General features: G+C 73.1%; 17 protein-coding genes. 2 read left to right on the top strand and 15 right to left on the bottom strand.

The features are described 5' to 3' along the window. Nucleotides 1-67: 67 nt before the first annotated feature. Nucleotides 68-1,009 carry a DUF5926 family protein gene (locus tag ACFPL3_RS07710; RefSeq protein WP_343941896.1) on the bottom strand — a complete coding sequence of 314 codons (942 nt, stop codon included), beginning with the start codon at nucleotides 1,007-1,009 and terminating at the stop codon, nucleotides 68-70. Nucleotides 1,010-1,055: 46 nt separating this feature from the next. Between ACFPL3_RS07710 and ACFPL3_RS07705 the strand changes: the two genes are divergently transcribed. Continuing rightward, nucleotides 1,056-2,228 carry a cytochrome P450 gene (locus ACFPL3_RS07705; protein WP_343941895.1) on the top strand — a complete coding sequence of 391 codons (1,173 nt, stop codon included), beginning with the start codon at nucleotides 1,056-1,058 and terminating at the stop codon, nucleotides 2,226-2,228. Here the strand turns inward: ACFPL3_RS07705 and ACFPL3_RS07700 are convergent. From ACFPL3_RS07700 to ACFPL3_RS07660, 9 genes are all read right to left on the bottom strand, one after another. Further along, nucleotides 2,191-3,156 carry a DUF4328 domain-containing protein gene (locus ACFPL3_RS07700; RefSeq protein WP_343941894.1) on the bottom strand — a complete coding sequence of 322 codons (966 nt, stop codon included), beginning with the start codon at nucleotides 3,154-3,156 and terminating at the stop codon, nucleotides 2,191-2,193. The two genes, ACFPL3_RS07705 and ACFPL3_RS07700, sit on opposite strands and share 38 nt — an antisense overlap. A 9-nt stretch (nucleotides 3,157-3,165) precedes the next feature. Continuing rightward, nucleotides 3,166-3,498 (bottom strand): rhodanese-like domain-containing protein, encoded by a 333-nt coding sequence (locus ACFPL3_RS07695; RefSeq protein WP_343941893.1) that lies wholly within the window; start codon nucleotides 3,496-3,498, stop codon nucleotides 3,166-3,168. 94 nt (nucleotides 3,499-3,592) lie between these two features. After that, nucleotides 3,593-5,251, bottom strand: a complete 1,659-nt coding sequence (locus tag ACFPL3_RS07690; protein ID WP_425564186.1) for a solute symporter family protein — start codon at nucleotides 5,249-5,251, stop codon at nucleotides 3,593-3,595. Between the two features lie 17 nt (nucleotides 5,252-5,268). Beyond that, a complete protein-coding gene (locus ACFPL3_RS07685) occupies nucleotides 5,269-5,556 on the bottom strand; it encodes a DUF485 domain-containing protein (protein ID WP_379588774.1) in 288 nt (95 codons plus the stop codon). A gap of 264 nt (nucleotides 5,557-5,820) precedes the next feature. Beyond that, complete coding sequence (locus ACFPL3_RS07680) at nucleotides 5,821-7,569, bottom strand: sodium/solute symporter (protein WP_343941891.1); 1,749 nt, start codon at nucleotides 7,567-7,569, stop codon at nucleotides 5,821-5,823. A gap of 52 nt (nucleotides 7,570-7,621) precedes the next feature. Then, nucleotides 7,622-9,358 carry a sodium/solute symporter gene (locus ACFPL3_RS07675; protein ID WP_343941890.1) on the bottom strand — a complete coding sequence of 579 codons (1,737 nt, stop codon included), beginning with the start codon at nucleotides 9,356-9,358 and terminating at the stop codon, nucleotides 7,622-7,624. A 9-nt stretch (nucleotides 9,359-9,367) separates the two neighbouring features. Beyond that, on the bottom strand, nucleotides 9,368-10,759 hold the full coding sequence (locus ACFPL3_RS07670) for a hypothetical protein (RefSeq protein ID WP_379588636.1): 1,392 nt from the start codon (nucleotides 10,757-10,759) through the stop codon (nucleotides 9,368-9,370). Then, complete coding sequence (locus ACFPL3_RS07665; protein WP_343940695.1) at nucleotides 10,756-11,628, bottom strand: LytR/AlgR family response regulator transcription factor; 873 nt, start codon at nucleotides 11,626-11,628, stop codon at nucleotides 10,756-10,758. The genes ACFPL3_RS07670 and ACFPL3_RS07665 overlap by 4 nt, the downstream gene beginning before the upstream one ends. Before the next feature lie 130 nt (nucleotides 11,629-11,758). Further along, nucleotides 11,759-12,631 carry a S49 family peptidase gene (locus ACFPL3_RS07660; protein ID WP_343940697.1) on the bottom strand — a complete coding sequence of 291 codons (873 nt, stop codon included), beginning with the start codon at nucleotides 12,629-12,631 and terminating at the stop codon, nucleotides 11,759-11,761. A 324-nt stretch (nucleotides 12,632-12,955) separates the two neighbouring features. Between ACFPL3_RS07660 and ACFPL3_RS07655 the strand changes: the two genes are divergently transcribed. Continuing rightward, complete coding sequence (locus ACFPL3_RS07655; protein ID WP_343940694.1) at nucleotides 12,956-13,294, top strand: hypothetical protein; 339 nt, start codon at nucleotides 12,956-12,958, stop codon at nucleotides 13,292-13,294. A 274-nt stretch (nucleotides 13,295-13,568) separates the two neighbouring features. Here the strand turns inward: ACFPL3_RS07655 and ACFPL3_RS07650 are convergent, their stop codons facing one another. From ACFPL3_RS07650 to ACFPL3_RS07630, 5 genes are all read right to left on the bottom strand, one after another. After that, entirely contained in the window at nucleotides 13,569-14,774 is a 1,206-nt protein-coding gene (locus ACFPL3_RS07650; protein WP_343940693.1) for a sensor histidine kinase, read from the bottom strand. Between the two features lie 11 nt (nucleotides 14,775-14,785). Further along, nucleotides 14,786-15,661, bottom strand: a complete 876-nt coding sequence (locus tag ACFPL3_RS07645) for an Fpg/Nei family DNA glycosylase (RefSeq protein WP_343940692.1) — start codon at nucleotides 15,659-15,661, stop codon at nucleotides 14,786-14,788. Beyond that, entirely contained in the window at nucleotides 15,661-16,101 is a 441-nt protein-coding gene (locus ACFPL3_RS07640) for a hypothetical protein (RefSeq protein WP_343940691.1), read from the bottom strand. The genes ACFPL3_RS07645 and ACFPL3_RS07640 overlap by 1 nt, the downstream gene beginning before the upstream one ends. Before the next feature lie 64 nt (nucleotides 16,102-16,165). Then, the gene (locus ACFPL3_RS07635; protein WP_343940690.1) at nucleotides 16,166-17,398 is read right to left on the bottom strand and encodes a cytochrome P450; all 1,233 of its coding nucleotides are present in this window, start codon (nucleotides 17,396-17,398) and stop codon (nucleotides 16,166-16,168) included. Nucleotides 17,399-17,409: 11 nt separating this feature from the next. Continuing rightward, nucleotides 17,410-17,934 (bottom strand): methylated-DNA--[protein]-cysteine S-methyltransferase, encoded by a 525-nt coding sequence (locus ACFPL3_RS07630; RefSeq protein ID WP_343940689.1) that lies wholly within the window; start codon nucleotides 17,932-17,934, stop codon nucleotides 17,410-17,412. Between the last annotated feature and the right edge of the window lie 30 nt (nucleotides 17,935-17,964).

Raw genomic sequence — 17,964 nt, 5'->3', positions numbered from 1 at the left:
CCGTCTCGAAGGCCGAGTCCCGCGTTCCGGTTGGGCGAGTCTCGCGTTCTGAGGGGCGAGTTGCGCGTCAGCGCAGGGTGACCTGCTTGCCGGCGAGGGCGTCGCGGGCGCGGCGCTCGGCGTCGGTGAGCGGGGCGTCCTCGGCGAGAGCCGCCTCCAGGCGCGTGGCGAACGCCGCCACGGACTCGCTCCACTCCTTGGCGTGCAGCTCGCGGTCGAGGTCCCAGACGGGCACGAGCAGGCCGTGGGCCCGGAACGAGCCCGCGTAACGGGCGTCGTCGGCGAGCGCCAGCTCACCGCGGGCCTGCAGCCGCGCCAACGCCGCCACCAGGGCCTCTTCCGGCTCCGGGCGCACCCACCGCAGGTGGGCCTTGGTGCCGGTGTCCACCCAGTAGGCGGCCCGGACCCCCGGAGCCGACACGGGCTCGGTCGGCATGATCACCTCGTTGGCCCGCTCCAGGGACGCCGTGACGTCGGGACCGGGCTCGGAGCCGTCCTCGGAGGGCGGGATCCACCAGCCGAAGTCGGGGTGCACGGTGACGTCGAGCTCGGCGGCCGGGTCGAGCACGTCCTGCACCCGCACGAGCTCGCCCGCGATCCCCGGCCCGACCACCGGGAGCGCCGTGCCCGGCGTGGCGCCCCGCGCCCACCGCAGCGCGCGGGCGAGGTCGGCGGACAGGTCGCCGGAGCGCGTCTGGACCTGCATGCCGAGCAGGATCGACCCGTCCGGGCGCACGACGGCCGCGGCCGCGCCGGGCAGCACGGTGGCCAGCGTGACCGGCACGTCGCCGGGCTCGCGCAGCGGCAGCGGCGCGGTGGCCGACGGCAGGAACTCCCGCATGGCCACCAGGTCGCACTCGGCCGCGAGGCCTTCGAACGGGCGGGTGACGATGACGTCGTCACCGGCACCGTGGCAGGCCTTGTAGCGCTTGCCCGAGCCGCAGGGACAGGGGCGGCGGGGGTTCTCACCCGCGGGCACCGCCGTCTTCGCACGTGTCTTCTTGCCCATGGTCCGGGAGACGTTAGCGGGTGCGGGGCGACAGGATGGGACCGCCATGGACGTATTCGACCCGGCTGATCCGGATTTCCTCGCCGACCCGTACCCGTCGTTCACCGCGTTGCGGGCGCTCGGCCCGGTGCACCCGCACCCGTTGCTGGGCATCCCGGTGGCGGTGTCGCACGCCGCCTGCTCGGAGGTGCTGCGCGGCCGCGACCTCGGGCGCATCTGGGTGGACGCCGAGCCCGCCGCGGAGTTCCCGGCCTTCAACCTGCTGCACCGCAACTCGCTGCTGGAGCGCGAGGGGCCCTCACACGACCGGCTGCGGCGGCTGGTGGCGGGCGCCTTCAACCGGGGCCACACCGCGCGGCTGGAACCTCGGGTGCGGGAGCTGGCCCGCCGGTACGTCGACGAGCTGGTGGACCGGATCCGGGCCGACGGCAGCGCCGACCTGATGGCCGGGGTCGCGGCGGTGCTGCCGGTGGAGGTGATCGCCGAGCTGCTCGGGGTGCCGGAGCCGGAGCGGTCGGCGCTGCGGGGCTGGTCGAACACCATCGTCACGATGTACGAGGCCGACCCCGGGCGGGTGCGGCGCGCGGACGCCGAGCGGGCGGCCGCGGAGTTCGTCGAGGCGTTGCGCGGTCTGGTCGCCCACCGCCGCCGCCACCCGGGCGACGACCTCGTGAGCGACCTGCTGGAGGCGGACCTGGACGCCGACGAGCTCGTGGGCACCGCGGCGCTGCTGCTGATGGCCGGCCACGAGGCCACCGTCAACGTGCTCGGGAACGGCGTGCTCGCCCTGCTGCGCCGGCCCGAGCAGTGGCAGCGGCTGGTCGCCGACCCCGGGCTGGACGCCACCGCGGTGGAGGAGCTCATCCGGTACGACCCACCGTTGCAGCTGTTCGAGCGCACGGCGGTGGTGGACACGGTGGTGGCGGGCCACCCCGTCCCGGCCGGCACGAAGATCGCTGCCCTGCTCGGCGCCGCCGCCCGCGACCCCGCCGTGTTCGCCTGCCCGGACGAGCTCGACGTGGGCAGGCGCCCGAACCCGCACCTCGGGTTCGGGGCCGGGGTGCACTACTGCCTCGGCGCCCCGCTCGCGCGGGTGGAGGTGGCGGCCACCCTGGACGCGCTACGGCAGGCGCTGCCGGGCATGCGGCTCGCCGCCGAACCGCCGCGGCGGCCGGACTTCGTCATGCGGGGGCTGCGGGAGCTCCGGCTGGCGGATTGACCGCCAGCAACACCTCGCGACGGCGGGGTGCGGTCGGGGCGAGCAGGCGGGTGAGCCGCAGCACGAGCCGCGCCGTCACGCCCGCGGTGACGGCGGCGACCAGGTCGAGCACGGCGTGCAGCACGACGCCGTCGGCACGGGCCTGCACGCCGTCGCGCAGCGACCACAGGAGCACGACGGCGGTGAGCACGACGCCGGCCGCCCACAGGCCCCACCAGACGAGCACCATGCGCGAGGGGCGGGGCCGCATGCCCGGCGGCAGGCCGATGGCGCTGTGCTCGATCTCGGCGAGCACGGACCCGGGGATCGACAGGTTGAGGCCGGGCACCACCCAGCCCAGGACGATCGTGCGGGTGGACCGGGACGGCCGGACCCCTGCGCGGTCGGCCGCGGCCCGCGCGGCGCGCACCGTCCAGAGGATCATGAGCACCCCGACCACCAGGCTCAGGATGGGCGCCACGGTGCCCGCGGAGGCCACGAGCGCATCGGAGGCGGCCACCGCCTCGGCCTGGAGCGCGCCCTCCCGGCTGGCGAGCAGGAGGGCGTAGCGCCACACCTCGGCGCCGGAGGCGAGCAGTGCCACCGCCGCCGTGGCCCACAGCAGCGGCACCAGCGACCCCACGAGGGTGCGCGCTCCGAGGAGCGGGTCGGGTGGCGGCTGCTCCGGCTCGGGCGAGCGCCACGGGCCGAGCGGGAACCCCCACCGCGGCAGGAACCGGTAGCGCGGCGGGCCGGTGTAGCGGGAGCGCACCGTGACGGGGCGGGGCGGGTTGACGCCCGGAGGTGGTTCGGCCACCCAGCGCAGGGCGGCCAGGTAGCGGCCGCAGAACGGGCAGAACGGCCCGCCACCTGCCGGGGCCTGGCGGCCGCAGCGCGGGCACGGCGGCCCCATCTTGACCTCCTCCCCGCCGGGAACCGGTGGCTGCACGGGAGGGTCCTAGACGATCTGCGGGTCGGCGCCGCCCTCGGCGACGACGTCGCGACCCTCCCGGGCCCACGCCTGCATCCCACCGCCGACGTTGACCGCCGGATAGCCCTGCCCGGCGAGGTAGGCCACCACGCGGGCGGACCTGCCGCCGGAACGGCAGATGACGTAGAGCGGGTCGCGGTCGGGCAGTTCGCCCATCCGGCCGGTGAGCTCGGACATGGGCAGGTGGGTGGCCCCGGGCGCGTGGCCTGCGGCCCACTCGTCGGACTCGCGGACGTCGAGGAGCGCGGCGTCGGGCGGCAGCTGGGCCACCGGCACCTCCGGGACGGCAGGACCGGTCATGGCCCCATCCTCGCACGCGGTGGCGTGACACCCCGGTGAATGCACGACGGCGCCCGGCCGTGGGCCGGGCGCCGTCGTGGTGTGTCTCGAGGGATCAGTGGGTGATCGCCTTCTCCGAACCCGCACCGGTGAGGGAGCGGACCTCCATCTCGGCGAACTTGCCCTCCTCGACCGGCTGCTTGCCGCCGACGTAGGTGCCCACGATGCCCAGGACGAACGAGAGCGGGATGGACACCAGGCCGGGGTTGGCCAGCGGGAAGAGGTGGAAGTCGACGTCCGGGATCATGGAGGTCGGGCGGCCCGAGATCGCCGGCGAGAAGACGATCAGGAGCACGCAGGAGACGAGGCCGCCGTAGATGCTCCAGAGCGCGCCGGTGGTGTTGAACCGCTTCCAGAACAGCGAGTAGAGGATCGTCGGCAGGTTCGCCGACGCCGCCACCGCGAACGCCAGGGCCACCAGGAACGCGATGTTCTGGTTGCGGGCGAGGATGCCCGCCGCGATGGCGATGATGCCGATGATCACCGCGGTGATGCGGGCCACCCGCACCTCGTTGTCCGGGCTGGTCTCACCCTTCTTGATCACGTTGGCGTACACGTCGTGCGCGTAGGACGCCGACGCCGTGATCGTCAGGCCGGCCACCACCGCGAGGATCGTGGCGAACGCGATCGCCGAGATGATGCCGAGCAGGATCTCGCCGCCGAGCTCGTAGGCGAGCAGCGGGGCGGCGGAGTTGGTGCCGCCCGGAGCGGTGGCGATGCGCTGGGCACCACCGGTGACCAGGGCCGACGCGCCGTAGCCGAGCACCAGCGAGAACAGGTAGAAGATGCCGATCAGCCAGATCGCCCACACGACGGAGCGCCGCGCCTCCTTCGAGGAGGGCACCGTGTAGAAGCGCATCAGGATGTGCGGCAGGCCGGCGGTGCCGAGCACCAGCGCGAGCCCCAGCGACAAGAAGTCGATCTTCGCAGTGGTGCTGGCGCCGTACTGCAGACCCGGGATCAGCAGCCGCTCACCGAGCTCCTTGGGCGCGGCGCTCGCCGAGGTCTGCACCTGCGGGTTGGCCTCCACGGCCTGGCCGAGCAGCGCCGACAGGTTGAACCCGAACTTGCCGAGCACCCAGACCGTGATGATCGCGGTGCCGATGAGCAGGAGGGTGGCCTTGATGATCTGCACCCACGTGGTGCCCTTCATGCCGCCCACCAGCACGTAGACGATCATCAGCGCGCCCACGACGGCGATCACGACACCCTGCCCGAACGTGTTGCTGTTCGGGATCTGCAGCAGCAACGCGATCAACGCACCCGCGCCGGCCATCTGCGCCAGCAGGTAGAAGAACGACACCACGAGCGTGGACGTGGCCGCCGCCGCCCGCACCGGCCGCTGCCGCATCCGGAAGCTCAGCACGTCGCCCATCGTGAACTTGCCCGTGTTGCGCAGCAGCTCGGCCACCAGCAGCAACGCCACCAGCCACGCCACCAGGAACCCGATCGAGTACAGGAACCCGTCGTAGCCGTTCACCGCGATCGCACCCGCGATCCCGAGGAACGACGCCGCCGACAGGTAGTCACCCGCGATCGCCACCCCGTTCTGCGGACCGGTGAACGACCGGCCCGCCGCGTAGTAGTCCGACGCGGTGCGGTTGTTCCGGCTGGCCCGGAACACGACCACGAGCGTGACCAGTACGAACAGGGCGAAGATGCTGATGTTCAGCACCGGGCTCCCGACCCCCGGAGAGGCCGGGGCCTGGGCCAGGACACTCACCGCGCTGTTCATTCGGTCCCCTCGATCTGGTGGCGGATCTTCTCGGCGGCCGGGTCGAGGTGGCGGTTCGCGTACCGCACGTACACCGTGGTGATCACGAAGGTGGTGACGAACTGGAGCAGCCCGATGACCAGCCCGACGTTGATGTTCCCGACCACCGGGATCGCCATGAACGCCGGCGCGAACGACGCGAGAAGCACGTAGATGAGGTACCAGATCAGGAACGCGGCACTCATCGGAAAGACGAACCGCCGGAGCTTGTGGCGCAGATCAGCGAATTCGGGAGTTGCTTGCATCTGTTCGTAGATGGTGCCTGTCGATTGCTCGCCTGTGGCACTCACGGCGTAGTCTCCGTTCTTCCGTCTGCGCACTGCGTCGGCGCCGCACCTTCGGGGCAACAACGCGGGGAACGATAGTTCAGTCACACTCCCATGTCGGAATACTCCAGTTGGGTGAAGGCGAGGGTCGCGCGGCTGTCGCGACGAGCACACGACCGACGGCACCGGTGCACGACGAACGGTCGACGAGCGGTTCCGACCCGGACGTACCGGACCCCGGCCTCACCAGTGGGGCCGCTGACGGTCCTCGAGCCGGTCGCGGCTCAGGCCGAGTCGTTCCGGAGCGTGGAGCCGCAACATCACCTGATCGGCGTCGGCGGGGCGGTGCCGGGCGGTCAGCCTGCTCATCACGATCATCGTGAGGAACGCGGCCGGCACCGTGACGACCGCGGGCCGGTAGAACAGCATGCCCAGCCAGTCGGAGTCGGCGTAGCCGGCGAGGCTCGAGGCCACCGCCCCGGCCGAACCGAGGCCACCCACCAGCACGCCCGCGATGCCGCCCGCCGCGGTGAGGCCGCGCCACCAGATGCCGAGGACGAGCAGCGGGCAGAACGTCGACGCCGCCACCGCGAACACCAGCGCCACGGCCTCCGAGAAGTCCAGCCGGGTGACCAGCACCGCCATCGCGAGCGGCACCGCACCCGCGAGCACCGCCGCGAAGCGGAAGTCGCGCACGCGGCTGCTGCGCATGAGGTCGGTGGACAGCACACCGGCGACGCTCACGATCAGACCTGACGATGTGGACAGGAACGCCGCCCACGCCCCCGCCGCCACCAGCCCGCCCAGCAGCGCGCCTGCCAGCCCGCTGCCGAGCACCGCGGACGGCAGCAGCAGCACGGCCGCGTCGGTGTCGCCGTTGACGAGCAGCTGCGGGGTGTAGAGCCGCGACAGGGCACCGAGGAGCGTGACCGCGAGGTAGAAGAGCCCGAGCAGTGCGAGCACGAACACGGCACTGCGGCGCGCCGCCCGCCCGTCGGGGTTGGTGTAGAAGCGCACGAGCACGTGGGGCAGGCCCATGGTGCCCAGGAACAGCGCGATGATCAGCGAGTAGGTCGCCAGCAGGCCGTGCTCCCGCCCTTCCGGGAACGGGGTGAGCCAGGTGGAGTCCGACACCGGCGCCCCCGCCACGACGGGCACCGGCGCCCCGGCCGGGAACTCGAGTTCGGCGCCGGACTCGACCGTGTGCGTGCCCACCTCCCAGCGGACGGTGCCGTCGACCACCTGCAGCCCGTCGATCACCCCGGTGGCGGCGAAGGTGACCGGCTCGACGACCTGCAGGCGCACGTCGGTGCGCACGTCCACCGTGGCGGCCTCGGGGAACTGCGGCGGCGCATGCTCGTCGAACGTGCGGTCGTCGCTGAGGAAGAAGATCGCGGCCATGACCGCGGGCAACGTGAGCGCGGTGAGCTTGAGCCAGTACTGGAACGCCTGCACGAAGGTGATCGAGCGCATGCCGCCCAGCACGACGGTGGCCACCACCACGAACGCGGCTACCGCGGCGCCCGACCACGCGGGCAGCCCGGTGACCGTGGCGACGGTGAGACCCGCACCCTGCAGCTGAGGCAGCACGTACAGCCAGCCGATGATCACGACGAACACCGCGCACACCCGGCGCAGTGCGCCCGACCTCAGCCGGAACTCCGCGAAGTCGGGCACCGTGTACGCCCCGGAGCGCCGCAGCGGGGCGGACACGAACAGGACGAGCGCCAGGTAGCCCGCCGTGTAGCCCACCGGGTACCAGAGCGCGTCGACGCCGTCGCGCAGGATCAGGCCCGCGATCCCGAGGAACGACGCCGCCGAGAGGTACTCCCCCGAGATCGCGCCCGCGTTGGCCATCGGCCCGACGGTGCGCGACGCCACGAAGAAGTCGGACGTGCTGCGCGCCACGCGCACGCCCAGCGACCCGATCACGGCCGACGCCACCGCGACGAGGCCGATGGCCACGATGGCGATGATGCCGGGCGTCGTCACGGAGACACTATGTCAACGGCGTGCCCCGACCACCACTACACCTTCGTCGAAATCACCTGCGACCGGGTCGGTCGAAGCTGTCGCGGGAGAGCCCGAGCTGCTCAGGGGCGTGCAGGATCATCAGGGCGCGGTCGACGTCGCGCGGGATCGACGCCCTGGTCAACTTGCTCACCACGATCATCGTGAGGAACGCGGCCGGCACCGTGATCACCGCGGGGCGGTAGAGCAGTTCCCCCACCCAGCCGTGCGGGAGCACCGCGAACAGCGACAGCGCCACGCTCACGGCGGACAGGCAGCCCCCGACGAGCACGCCCGAGATCGCGCCCGCGGGCGTGAGGCCCCGCCACCAGATCCCGAGCACCAGCAGCGGGCAGAACGTCGCCGCGGCCACCGCGAAGACCAGCGGCACGGTGAGCGCGAAGTCCAGGCGGGTGACGCTGAGGGCGAGCCCGAGCGGCACCACGACCGAGAGGACGGCCGCCAGCCGGAAGTCGGTCCACCGGCCGCGCAGCACGTCGGTGAACAGCACGCCGGCCAGGCTGACGACGAGCCCGGACGACGTCGACAGGAACGCCGCCGCGGCCCCCGCCGCCACCAGGCCGCCCAGCAGCCAGCCCAGCCAGCCGTGCCCCAGCACGGCGGTGGGCACCAGCAGCACGGCAGCGTCGGTGTCGCCGCTCACCAGCAGCTGCGGCGTGTAGAGGCGGGTGAGCGCGCCCAGCAGCGTGACGAGCACGTAGAACGTGCCGATCATGCCGAGGACGATCACGGTGGTGCGCCGGGCCGCCGTGCCGTCCGGGTTGGTGTAGAAGCGCACCAGCACGTGCGGGAGCCCCATCGTGCCGAGGAAGCCCGCGATCAGCACCGAGTAGATCGAGAGCAGCTGGTCGGCCGCACCGCCGGTCATCGGTTCGAGCCACTGGCGGTCGGTGGTGGGCGAGCCGTCCACCGTGGGCACGGCCGCACCCGCCTCGAACCTCAGCGTGGTGCCCTCGTCCACCACGTAGCGCCCGGGCGCCCAGGTGGTGTCACCGCGTTCGTCGTCGCCGTTCACGACGCCGTCGACCCGCACCCGCACCGGCTCCGTCACGGCGAGCACGACGTCGGCGCGCACCGCGACCGTGGTGTCGTGCCCGAACTGCGGGGACGTCGGCCGGTCGAAGCTGCGGATGTCGTTGAGGAACAGGCCGCCCACCACCAGGGCGGGCACGAGCAGCGCCGTGAGCTTGAGCCAGTACTGGAAGGCCTGCACGAACGTGATCGAGCGCATCCCGCCACCGACCACGGTGAGCAGCACGACGACGCCCGCCCCGGCGACGCCGCTCCACGCGGGCAGCCCGGTGAGCGTGGTGAGGGCGAGCCCGGCTCCCTGCAGCTGCGGGAGCAGGTAGAGCCACCCGATCACCAGCACGAACACGGTGCAGGTGCGCCGCAGCGCCGGGGACGCGAGGCGCAGCTCGGCGAAGTCGGGCACGGTGTGGGCCCCGCTGCGGCGCAGCGGCGCGGCCACGAACAGCAACAGGGCGAGATAGCCCGCGACGAACGCCACCGGGTACCAGAGCGCGTCGGCACCCTCGCGCAGGATCAGGCCCGCGATGCCGAGGAACGAGGCCGCCGACAGGTACTCACCCGAGATCGCGCCCGCGTTCGCCACCGGGCCGACGGTGCGCGACGCCACGAGGAAGTCCGAGGTGCTGCGCGCCATCCGGACGCCGTAGGAGCCGATGAGGGCAGACGCCAGCCCGACGAGCCCGATCGCACAGAGCGCGACCAGCGCAGGAGTGCTCACGTCAAAGGCCTAGTCCTGAACCGTCTCGGCGAAGTTCTGCTCGAGGTGCTCGGCGGTGCGGGTGTGCCACAGGCCGAGCCCGAACAGGAACGGGTACACGAGGACCCCGAGCAGGAGCCACGGCAGGCGGATCCCGAGCACCTCGACGCGGCCGATCTCGGGGACCATCGCGAACAGCAGCGGCAGCAGGCCGAGCGTGAGGCCCGCGCCGATCGCGAAGCGCAGGGCGATGGCCAGCTGCGAGCCGATGAGGTTGCGGCGCAGCAGCTCACCGACGCCGCTGCTCTCCTGGATCGTGATGACCGTGCGGACCGGGCGGGCGACGCCCTTGCGCTCGGCCAGCACCACCCGCACCCGCTTGCTCTCCTGCGGTGTGGGCTCCTCGGAACGGGGCTCCTCAGGCCTGGGCTGCTCCCGTGTGCGCTGTGCAGCACCGCGCTGCTCGGGAACGCGGATCCCGTGGGGCGGCGAATCGGTGGCCGCCGGGACGGCCGGGACCGGCGCCGTGAGCTCGGTGGCGTCCGGTTCGGGCACGACCGGCTCGGGTGCCTCCGGTGCCTGCTCCGGTGCCTGCGAGGCCTCGGTGTCGGCCGGCACCTCGTCGGACGCGGGTGGCGCCACGGGGAGCGGCCCGGTGGGCTGGACGTCGGGGACGGGTGGCGCCGCGACGGGAGCGGCGTCCGCGGGCGCCGGGGCGGGCGGCACCTCCTCGGCGGGTGCCTGCTCGGCGGGCGCGGCGGGCACCTGCGCGGTCTCGACGTGCGCGGTCTCGACGAGTACCGCCTCGACCGGGGCCGTCTCGACAGCGGCCGTCTCGACCGGCGCGGTGGCCGAGGGGTCGGCAGGGGTGGTGCCTGCGGGTTCCGGGCGCGGCGGGGCGGCCGCCGGCGGAGCGGGGGCCGCCGGCGGGGCGGCGGCTGCTGCGGCCCTGGCTCGCCCGGCTGCGGCCCCGCGCATCGCGGCCGCTGCGGCCACGCCCGGGCGGACGGGACCCGGCGTTGCAGCGGCCGGCGGCGGCTGGGGGCCCACCTCCCGGACCGGCGGGCCCGACCAGACCGGTTGGGCGGTGGTGGCCTCGGTGCGCTCCCGGCGCAACAGCTCGCTCGCCTGCGACATCTGCCCGCCGACCGGCCCCGGCCGGGGCGCACCCGGCCCCGGGGTGGCCACCGAGTGGCGGGGCACGTAACCGGCCGAGCCGGAGGGCGAGGGCTCACCGCGGCGGGCGTGGCGCCCCCCGCCACCGGCGGCGGCGCCCTCGGCGATGCGGCGCTGGATCTCGTCGTGCAGCCAGGCCGCGCCCGCGTCCGGGTCGGGGCCGGGCGGCTCGGCGCGGTGCGGGACCGAGCCGTCGTCCGGCTCGGGGGTCACCGACGGCGGAGCGCCGTCGGTGAACGTGGTCACCGCTGGCTCCACGCCTGCTTCGTCGCGCGGACGAGTCTGTCCTTCAGCTCGCGGGTGTGGCGCCGGCTCACCGGGAGCTCCGCGCAGTCGGGGCCGCTGCCGACCCGCACGACGTATCCGGACCCCGACAGCCGCAGCTCCGTGACCAGCGGGAGCGCCACCAGGAACGACCGGTGGATGCGCACGAACCCGGCCTCGCGCCACCGGTCCTCGAGCACCGAGAGCGGGATGCGCACGAGGTGGCTGCCCTCGTTGGTGTGCAGGCGGGCGTAGTCGCCCTGTGCCTCCACGTACCGGACGGCCGAACGCGGCACGAGCTTGGTGGTGCCGGCGAGCTCGACCGGGATGACCTCGTCCTCGGTGCTCTGCTCCGGCTGCGGCTCGGCCACGGTGGCCGCGCGGTTGGCGAGGATGCGGTCGATCGAGGCCGCGAGCCGTTCCGAGCGGATGGGCTTGAGGAGGTAGTCGACCGCCCCGACCTCGTACGCGTCGACGGCGCGGTCGTCGTGGGCCGTCACGAACACGACCGACGGCGGCACCGCCATCGAGGAGAACACCCGGGCCAGCTCGAGGCCGTCGAGGCCCGGCATGCGGATGTCGAGGAACACGATCTCGACGTGGGTGCGGTCGGCGACCCGGGTGCCGCTGACCGGATCGGCGAGACCCCGGTGGCCCGGCCCGGCCGTGGCGGCCTCGCGGACGCCCTGCCGGCTGTTCAGGATGCGGAGCGCGTCGGTGGCGTCGGACGCCTTGAGCACCGTGCCGACCCGAGGGTCTTCACCGAGCAGGTAGGCCAGTTCTTCGAGAGCCGGCAGCTCGTCGTCCACCGCGAGGACGACCAGGCCGCCGGAGCTGTCGTTGCTGTCCACGATCTCCTCATCCTGCGTGTCCGGGGGCCGGGGCCGGGACTACCCGCCCCAGCTCCGACGACCATGGTGACGGCCAATCCGTGTGAGTGCCAGAGTCCAGCACCAATCGGGTTCGTCCGATCACACCGCGCTACAAACCGTACCGCGCCCACGCGGCCCGTATCTCGGCCGCCTGGGCAACACCCAGGAGGACGTCGGTGCTGATCACGCTGGTCGCAGCCGCCGGAGGGGTGAGACCGAGCCGCGCGAGGAACGGCTTGCGCCCCTCCACCGGAACGAGTTCCGCGTCGGGGAAGCGCTCTTCGAGCACGCCCCTCGCCGTGCCGAGACCGTCGACGAGCCCGAGCTCCACGGCCTTCGCCCCGGTCCAGATCTCGCCCGTGAACAGCTCGTCCTTCTTCTGGAGCCGATCACCGCGCCGTGTGGTGACCCAGTCCTTGAACATCGTGTGCAGCTGGCCCTGCAGGTCCTGCAGCCACTTGACGTCCTCCTGCTTCTCCGGCAGGAAGGGGTCGAGCCGCGACTTCGACTCGCCCGCCGTGTAGAGCCTGCGCTGCACACCGAACCGTTCGATCAGCCCGTCCAGCCCGAACCCGTGGCTGATCACGCCGATCGAGCCCACGATCGAGGTGGGGTGGGCGTAGATCTCGTCGGCGGCGCACGCCAACCAGTAGCCGCCGGACGCGGCCACGTCCTCGCAGAACGCGAACACCGGCACGCCCTTCTCCGCGGCGAGACCGCGGATGCGGTCGGTCACCAGCGCCGACTGCGTGGGCGACCCGCCCGGCGAGTTGACCAGCAGCGCGACCGCCGCGAGCCGCTCCGGCGCGAACGCGCGCTCGATGGGCTTCTCCAGCGCCGTCGAGTTGATCACGGAGCGGGGCACCGGCCCGGTGGTCGCCGTGATCACGCCGTGCAGTCGGAGCAGCGACACGACGGGCTTGTCGGCCCGGTCCCCGAGGCGCCCGGGGAGGCGGGAGGCGAGCCGGTCCGGGAGGCGGATCACGTCCATGTGGCCACGTTACGCGGCTGCGCGCCAGCCGCAAGATCAAGAACGCCTCGGCCGGGAATCGCGGTGCGCCACGTCACGGCCTGGCAGGCGTCCGGTCACCCGGTGTGCCCTTCGCGCTCCGCGCCGCTGATCAGTAGAACTCCACGGTGAGGCGGCGACGGTGCCGTGCTTCTCGCGGCGGAGTTGGCCGACGATCAGCACACCTCTGCGCCCGCGGCAACGCTGGCGTGCTGCTCGCGGCGCAACCGCGGCCATGATCGCCGCATGCGGTCACCAACCCGCACCCGTGCAGCCTGACAACCGCAGACGCTGATCATGCCCGCCTCGACCGACCTGCGGAGAGCACCGGTCGGCCTCACGGAGCAGCGCGATCGACCAGCACACCACGGCGCCGACAGCAGCCCCGACGTACGACTCACGGCGCCGACGCTCGCCGATCAGCACACCACGGTGCCGGCGGCAACACTGACGTACGGCTCGCGGCGCCGCTGGCCAACCATCAGCACCTCGCAGCCCGGCGGCAACGCCGGCGTGCAGCTCCCGGCGCCGACGGCCAACCATCAGCACATGCCGGCGTCCGCGGCAACGCTCGTGTGCGGCTCGAAGCGTCGGCGGTCGACGATCAGCACACCACGGCGCCAGCGGCAGCCCTGACGTACGACTCGCGGCACCGACGGCCAACCATCAGCACGTCGCGGCGTCCGCCGCAACGCCGCGGCGTGCGGCTCGCGCGTCGGCGGTCGACGATCAGCACACCACGGCGCCAGCGGCAGCCCTGACGTACGACTCGCGGCACCGACGGCCGACGATCAGGACGCCACGGCCCGGCGGCAACGCTGACGTGCGGCTCGCGGCGCCCACGGTCGACGATCAGCACACCACGGTGCCGGCGGCAACGCTGGTGTGCTGCTCGCCGGACGGCCCGGCCTCAGACCCGGATGCCGGCGCGGAACTTCGGGACACGCAGGGTGATCTTCATGCCCTCGCCGGGGGCGGTGTCGACGACGAGGCCGAAGTCGTCGCCGAAGGTGGAGCGCATCCGGTCGTCGACGTTGCCCAGCCCGACGTGGGCGCCGGACTGGTGGGCGTCGTCGAGGTCCTCGTGCAGGCGGGCCGGGTCCATGCCGATGCCGTCGTCCTCGACGATGATCACGCACTCGGCGCCCGCGTTCTCCGCGGTGATCGTGATGGTGCCGCCGTTCGGCTTGCCGCCCAGCCCGTGGCGCACGGCGTTCTCGACCAGCGGCTGCAGGGCGAGGAACGGCAGCACCACCGAGAGCACCTCGGGGGCGATCTGGAGCTTGATGTTGAGGCGGTTGCCGAAGCGGGCCTTCTCCAGGCGGACGTAGCGCTCGATGTTGGTGAGCTCGTCCTGCAGCGTCGTGTACTCGCCTGCGGTGCGGAACGAGTAGCGGGTGAAGTCGGCGAACTCGATGAGCAGCTCGCGGGCGCGCACCGGGTCCGTGCGGATGAAGGAGGCGATCGTGGTGAGCGCGTTGTAGACGAAGTGCGGCGAGATCTGCGCGCGCAGCGCCCTGACCTCGGCCCGGTTGAGGCGGGCGCGCGACTCGTCGAGCTCGGCGAGCTCCAGCTGGCTGGAGACGTAGCGCGCGACCTCCGCGGACGCCCGCAGCAGCACCGGCCCCGCCGTGGAGGTGGTGAGGGCGGCGAGGGTGCCGACGATCGCACCGTCGGTCTCCAGCGGCACGACGACGATGCCGCGGACCGCGCAGTTGGGGTGCTCGCAGGACAGCGCGGTGTGCGAGAGCACCTGCTGGCGGCCGGTGGAGATGACCTGGTCGGCCAGCGAGCGCACGTCGGGCTCGTGCTGGTCGGCGTCGCCGTCCCAGGCCAGGGTGGTGCCCCGGTTGTCGGTCATGGCGAGCGCGCAGGTGTCGAGCAGCTGCCGCAGGTACGGCAGCGCGAACGCCGCGGAGTTGGGCGAGAGCCCCTCGCGCAGCGACGGAGCGGCCAGCGCCACCGTGTGCAGCGTGGCGAAGGTGGCTCGCTCCAACGGCGTGGCGAAGGTGTTGCGCCGGTTCTTCATGATCAGCCACACGAGCAGCCCGATCATGACGACGATGACGCCGCCGGCGACGAGCAGCGCCGTGGAGCTGCCCAGCAGCTCAGTCACGTTCCACCTACCTACCTCACCAGGCGCGACAGCCGCCGGTCGGCGAGGGGTTTGCCGCCGGTCTGGCAGCCGGGACAGTACTGGAACGACTTGCTCGCGAAGGACACCTCCCGCACGGTGTCCCCGCAGACCGGGCACGGCAGGCCGGTGCGGGCGTGCACCCGCAGGCCCGATCGCTTCTCGCCCTTGAGCTCCGCGGCGCCCTGCCCGACCGACCGGTCGACGGCGTCGGTGAGCACCGAACGCATGGCGGCGTAGAGCTCGTCGACCTGCTCGACGGTGAGCCGGCCCGCGGTGGCGTACGGCGAGATCCGCGCGGTGTGCAGGATCTCGTCGCTGTAGGCGTTGCCGATCCCGGCGAGCACCTGCTGCTCCACGATGAGCGTCTTGATGCGCTCGGTGCGGCCCGCGAGCAGCGCGGCGAACTCGTCGCGGGTGAGGCCGAGCGCGTCGGGGCCGAGCCGGGCGATCCCCGGCACCTGCTGCGGGTCGGGCACCAGGTACACCGAGAGCCGCTTCTGGGTGCCCGCCTCGGTGAGGTCGAAGCCCGGCCCGCCGACCTCGTCGAGGTGCACCCGCAGCGCCAACGGACCGCGCCCGGGTTTGGGCGGGCCCGCGGCCGCGGTCTCGTGCCAGCGCAGCCAGCCGGCGCGGGACAGGTGGGTGATCAGGTGCAGCGGCTCGTCGGGCCGGTCGGCGAACTCGACGGACAGGAACTTGCCGTACCGCGCCGCTCCCGTGACCACCCGGCCCTGCAGCGCCGTGACGGGCGGGTCGAAGGTCTTGACCGCGCTCATGCTCGCGACGTCCACCCGGGCGACCGGCCGGTAGACGGCGTGCTCGCGCAGGTGGTGCGCGAGCGCCTCGACCTCGGGGAGCTCGGGCATCAGTTCACCGGTTGCAGGGGGCTGTCGGCGTGGCCGGGCGTGCCCTGGGTGCGGATGCGGCGCACGATGATTCGGATCTCCTCCTTCGCCTTCGTGCCGCCGCGCACGAGCCCGGTCCACCGCTCGGCGGGCAGGTCGTAGCCGCCCGCGGTCTCGGCGACGATGGTCCAGGGCCTGCGCAGGAACCAGCGGATCGGGAAGAACGCCACGACCGCCAGCGCGACGACGTAGAGGTACCAGGGGATGTGCACGCCCGCGGGCCGCCACACGACCACGATCAGCCAGAACACGAACAGCGCCGACAGGATGAGCACGGCCGCGCCGCGCCCGCCGTCGACGTCGTGCTCGAAGTCGTCGCCGGTGGCCGGCAGGGACCACTCGATGTTGCGCCGCACCGACCACATGCGTCCGTCGACACCGGCGATCGTTCTCGTTGCCATCTTCCCCGCCGTGGTGAGTGCTTGGTTTTCCCCAACTTTCCCACAGATCCGGCGTGGATGGCGGCTACCACCGCAACGGGAGCGAGGTGATCCCGTTGATGAAGTTCGACACCAGCCTGCGCGGCTCCCCGTCGGGCTCCGCCTGGGGCAGGCGCAGGAACTCGGTGAAGAACTCGCGCATCTGCAGCCGGGCGAACGCGGCACCGAGGCACAGGTGCGGGCCCTGCCCGAAGGACACGTGGTCGTTGGGCTTGCGGGTGAGGTCGAACCGGAACGGGTCGGGGAAGCGGCGCTCGTCGTGGTTGGCCGACACGTGGTAGACGACGACCTTGTCGCCCCGCGCGATCCGCCTGCCGCGCAGCTCGAGGTCGCGGGTGGCGGTGCGCCGGAACGTGAGCACCGGCGGGTGGACGCGCAGGAGCTCCTCGACGGCCGTGGGCAGCAGTTGCGGCTCGGCCCGCAGCCGCCGGTAGGCGTCGGGGTTGCGGACGAGCGTGAGCACGCCGCCGGGCAGCGCGCTGCGCACGGTGTCGTTGCCCGCGATCACCAGGAGGAAGAAGAACATCTTCAGCTCGGCGTCGGTGAGGCGCTGGCCGTCGACCTCCGCCTGCACGAGGGCCGTCATGAGGTCGTCGGCCGGTTCGGCGCGCTTGCGCGCGGCGAGGTCCTCGGCGTAGGCGAACATGTCTGCGAGCTGCGCGGGCGAGCGCGGGTTGACCGGCCGCCCCTCGGCGTCGGTGACGACGTGGGCGTGCTCGGGGTCCTGGTAGCCGATCACGCGGTTGGTCCACTCCAGGAGCAGGGCCCGGTCGGCGGCGGGCACGCCGAGCAGGTCGGCGAGGTTCTGCAGCGGGAAGTCGTCGGTGACCTCGCGCGGCAGGTCGCAGTGCCCGCGCCCGGCCACGGCGGCCAGTAGCGCGTGCGCCCGCTCCCGTACGACGTCGGCGAACCCCTCCAGCCGCCTGCGGGTGAACGTGCCGGTGACGATCCGGCGCAGCCGCAGCTGCTCCGGCGGGTCCATGTTGAGGATCATGCGGCGCAGGAACGGCAGGTCGGCCGGGTCGGGGTCGCGGATCTGCGTGGCGCCGAGGGCCGAGGAGAAGTCGCCAGGCGTGCGCAGGACGTGCGTGACGTCGTCGTGGCGCGTGACCGCCCAGAAGCCGGGGCCGGCGGGCCAGACCCCGACCTCGGGCTCCTCCTGCCAGCTCACCGGGTCGGTGTCGCGCAGCAGACGCAGCGAGTCGTGCGGCACTCCGCTCGCGAAGGTACGGGGATCGAAGACGTCGACGTCCGTCACGGACGGTTTCGCTACCCGAAGTCGAGCGCGGGCGTCAACACGCCCTCGAGCGCGAGCAGCCACTCCTTGGTGGCGCGCCCGCCGCCGAACCCGCCCAGCGAGTCGGATCCGAGCACCCGGTGGCACGGCACGACGACGGGCAGCGGGTTCGACCCCATGATCGAGCCGACGCCGCGCGCGGCTGTGTAGGCGCTGCCCAGGCCACTGCGGGCGGCCAGCTCGCCGTAGGTGACGGTGGCGCCGTACGGCACGGTGTCGTGCAGCGCCTGCAGGACGACGCGCTGCGACCCGGCCGTGAGCGACCAGTCGAGCGGCACGTCGAAGACGCGGCGCGCGCCTGCCAGGTACTCGGCGAGCTGCGCCGCGGCCACGCCGCCGTCGCCGTCTTCCACGGGCTCTCCCAGCCGCTTGCCCGCGCGCTCCACCAGCTCCGGGACGTCGCCGAACGCGACGAGCGCGAGCCCGCGCGGCGTGACCCCGATCGTGAGGGCCCCGATCGGCGCGGGGGCGGGCACCACGGAACGGACGATTGTCATGTGCCCAGTGTGGCGCGCCCCTCCGACAGC

Origin of the sequence: Pseudonocardia zijingensis (genome assembly GCF_042657305.1) — a bacterium.
GTDB classification, from domain to species: domain Bacteria; phylum Actinomycetota; class Actinomycetes; order Mycobacteriales; family Pseudonocardiaceae; genus Pseudonocardia; species Pseudonocardia zijingensis.
Note: the sequence above shows the minus strand (reverse complement) of the source record. Positions and strands in the feature narration are given on the sequence as shown.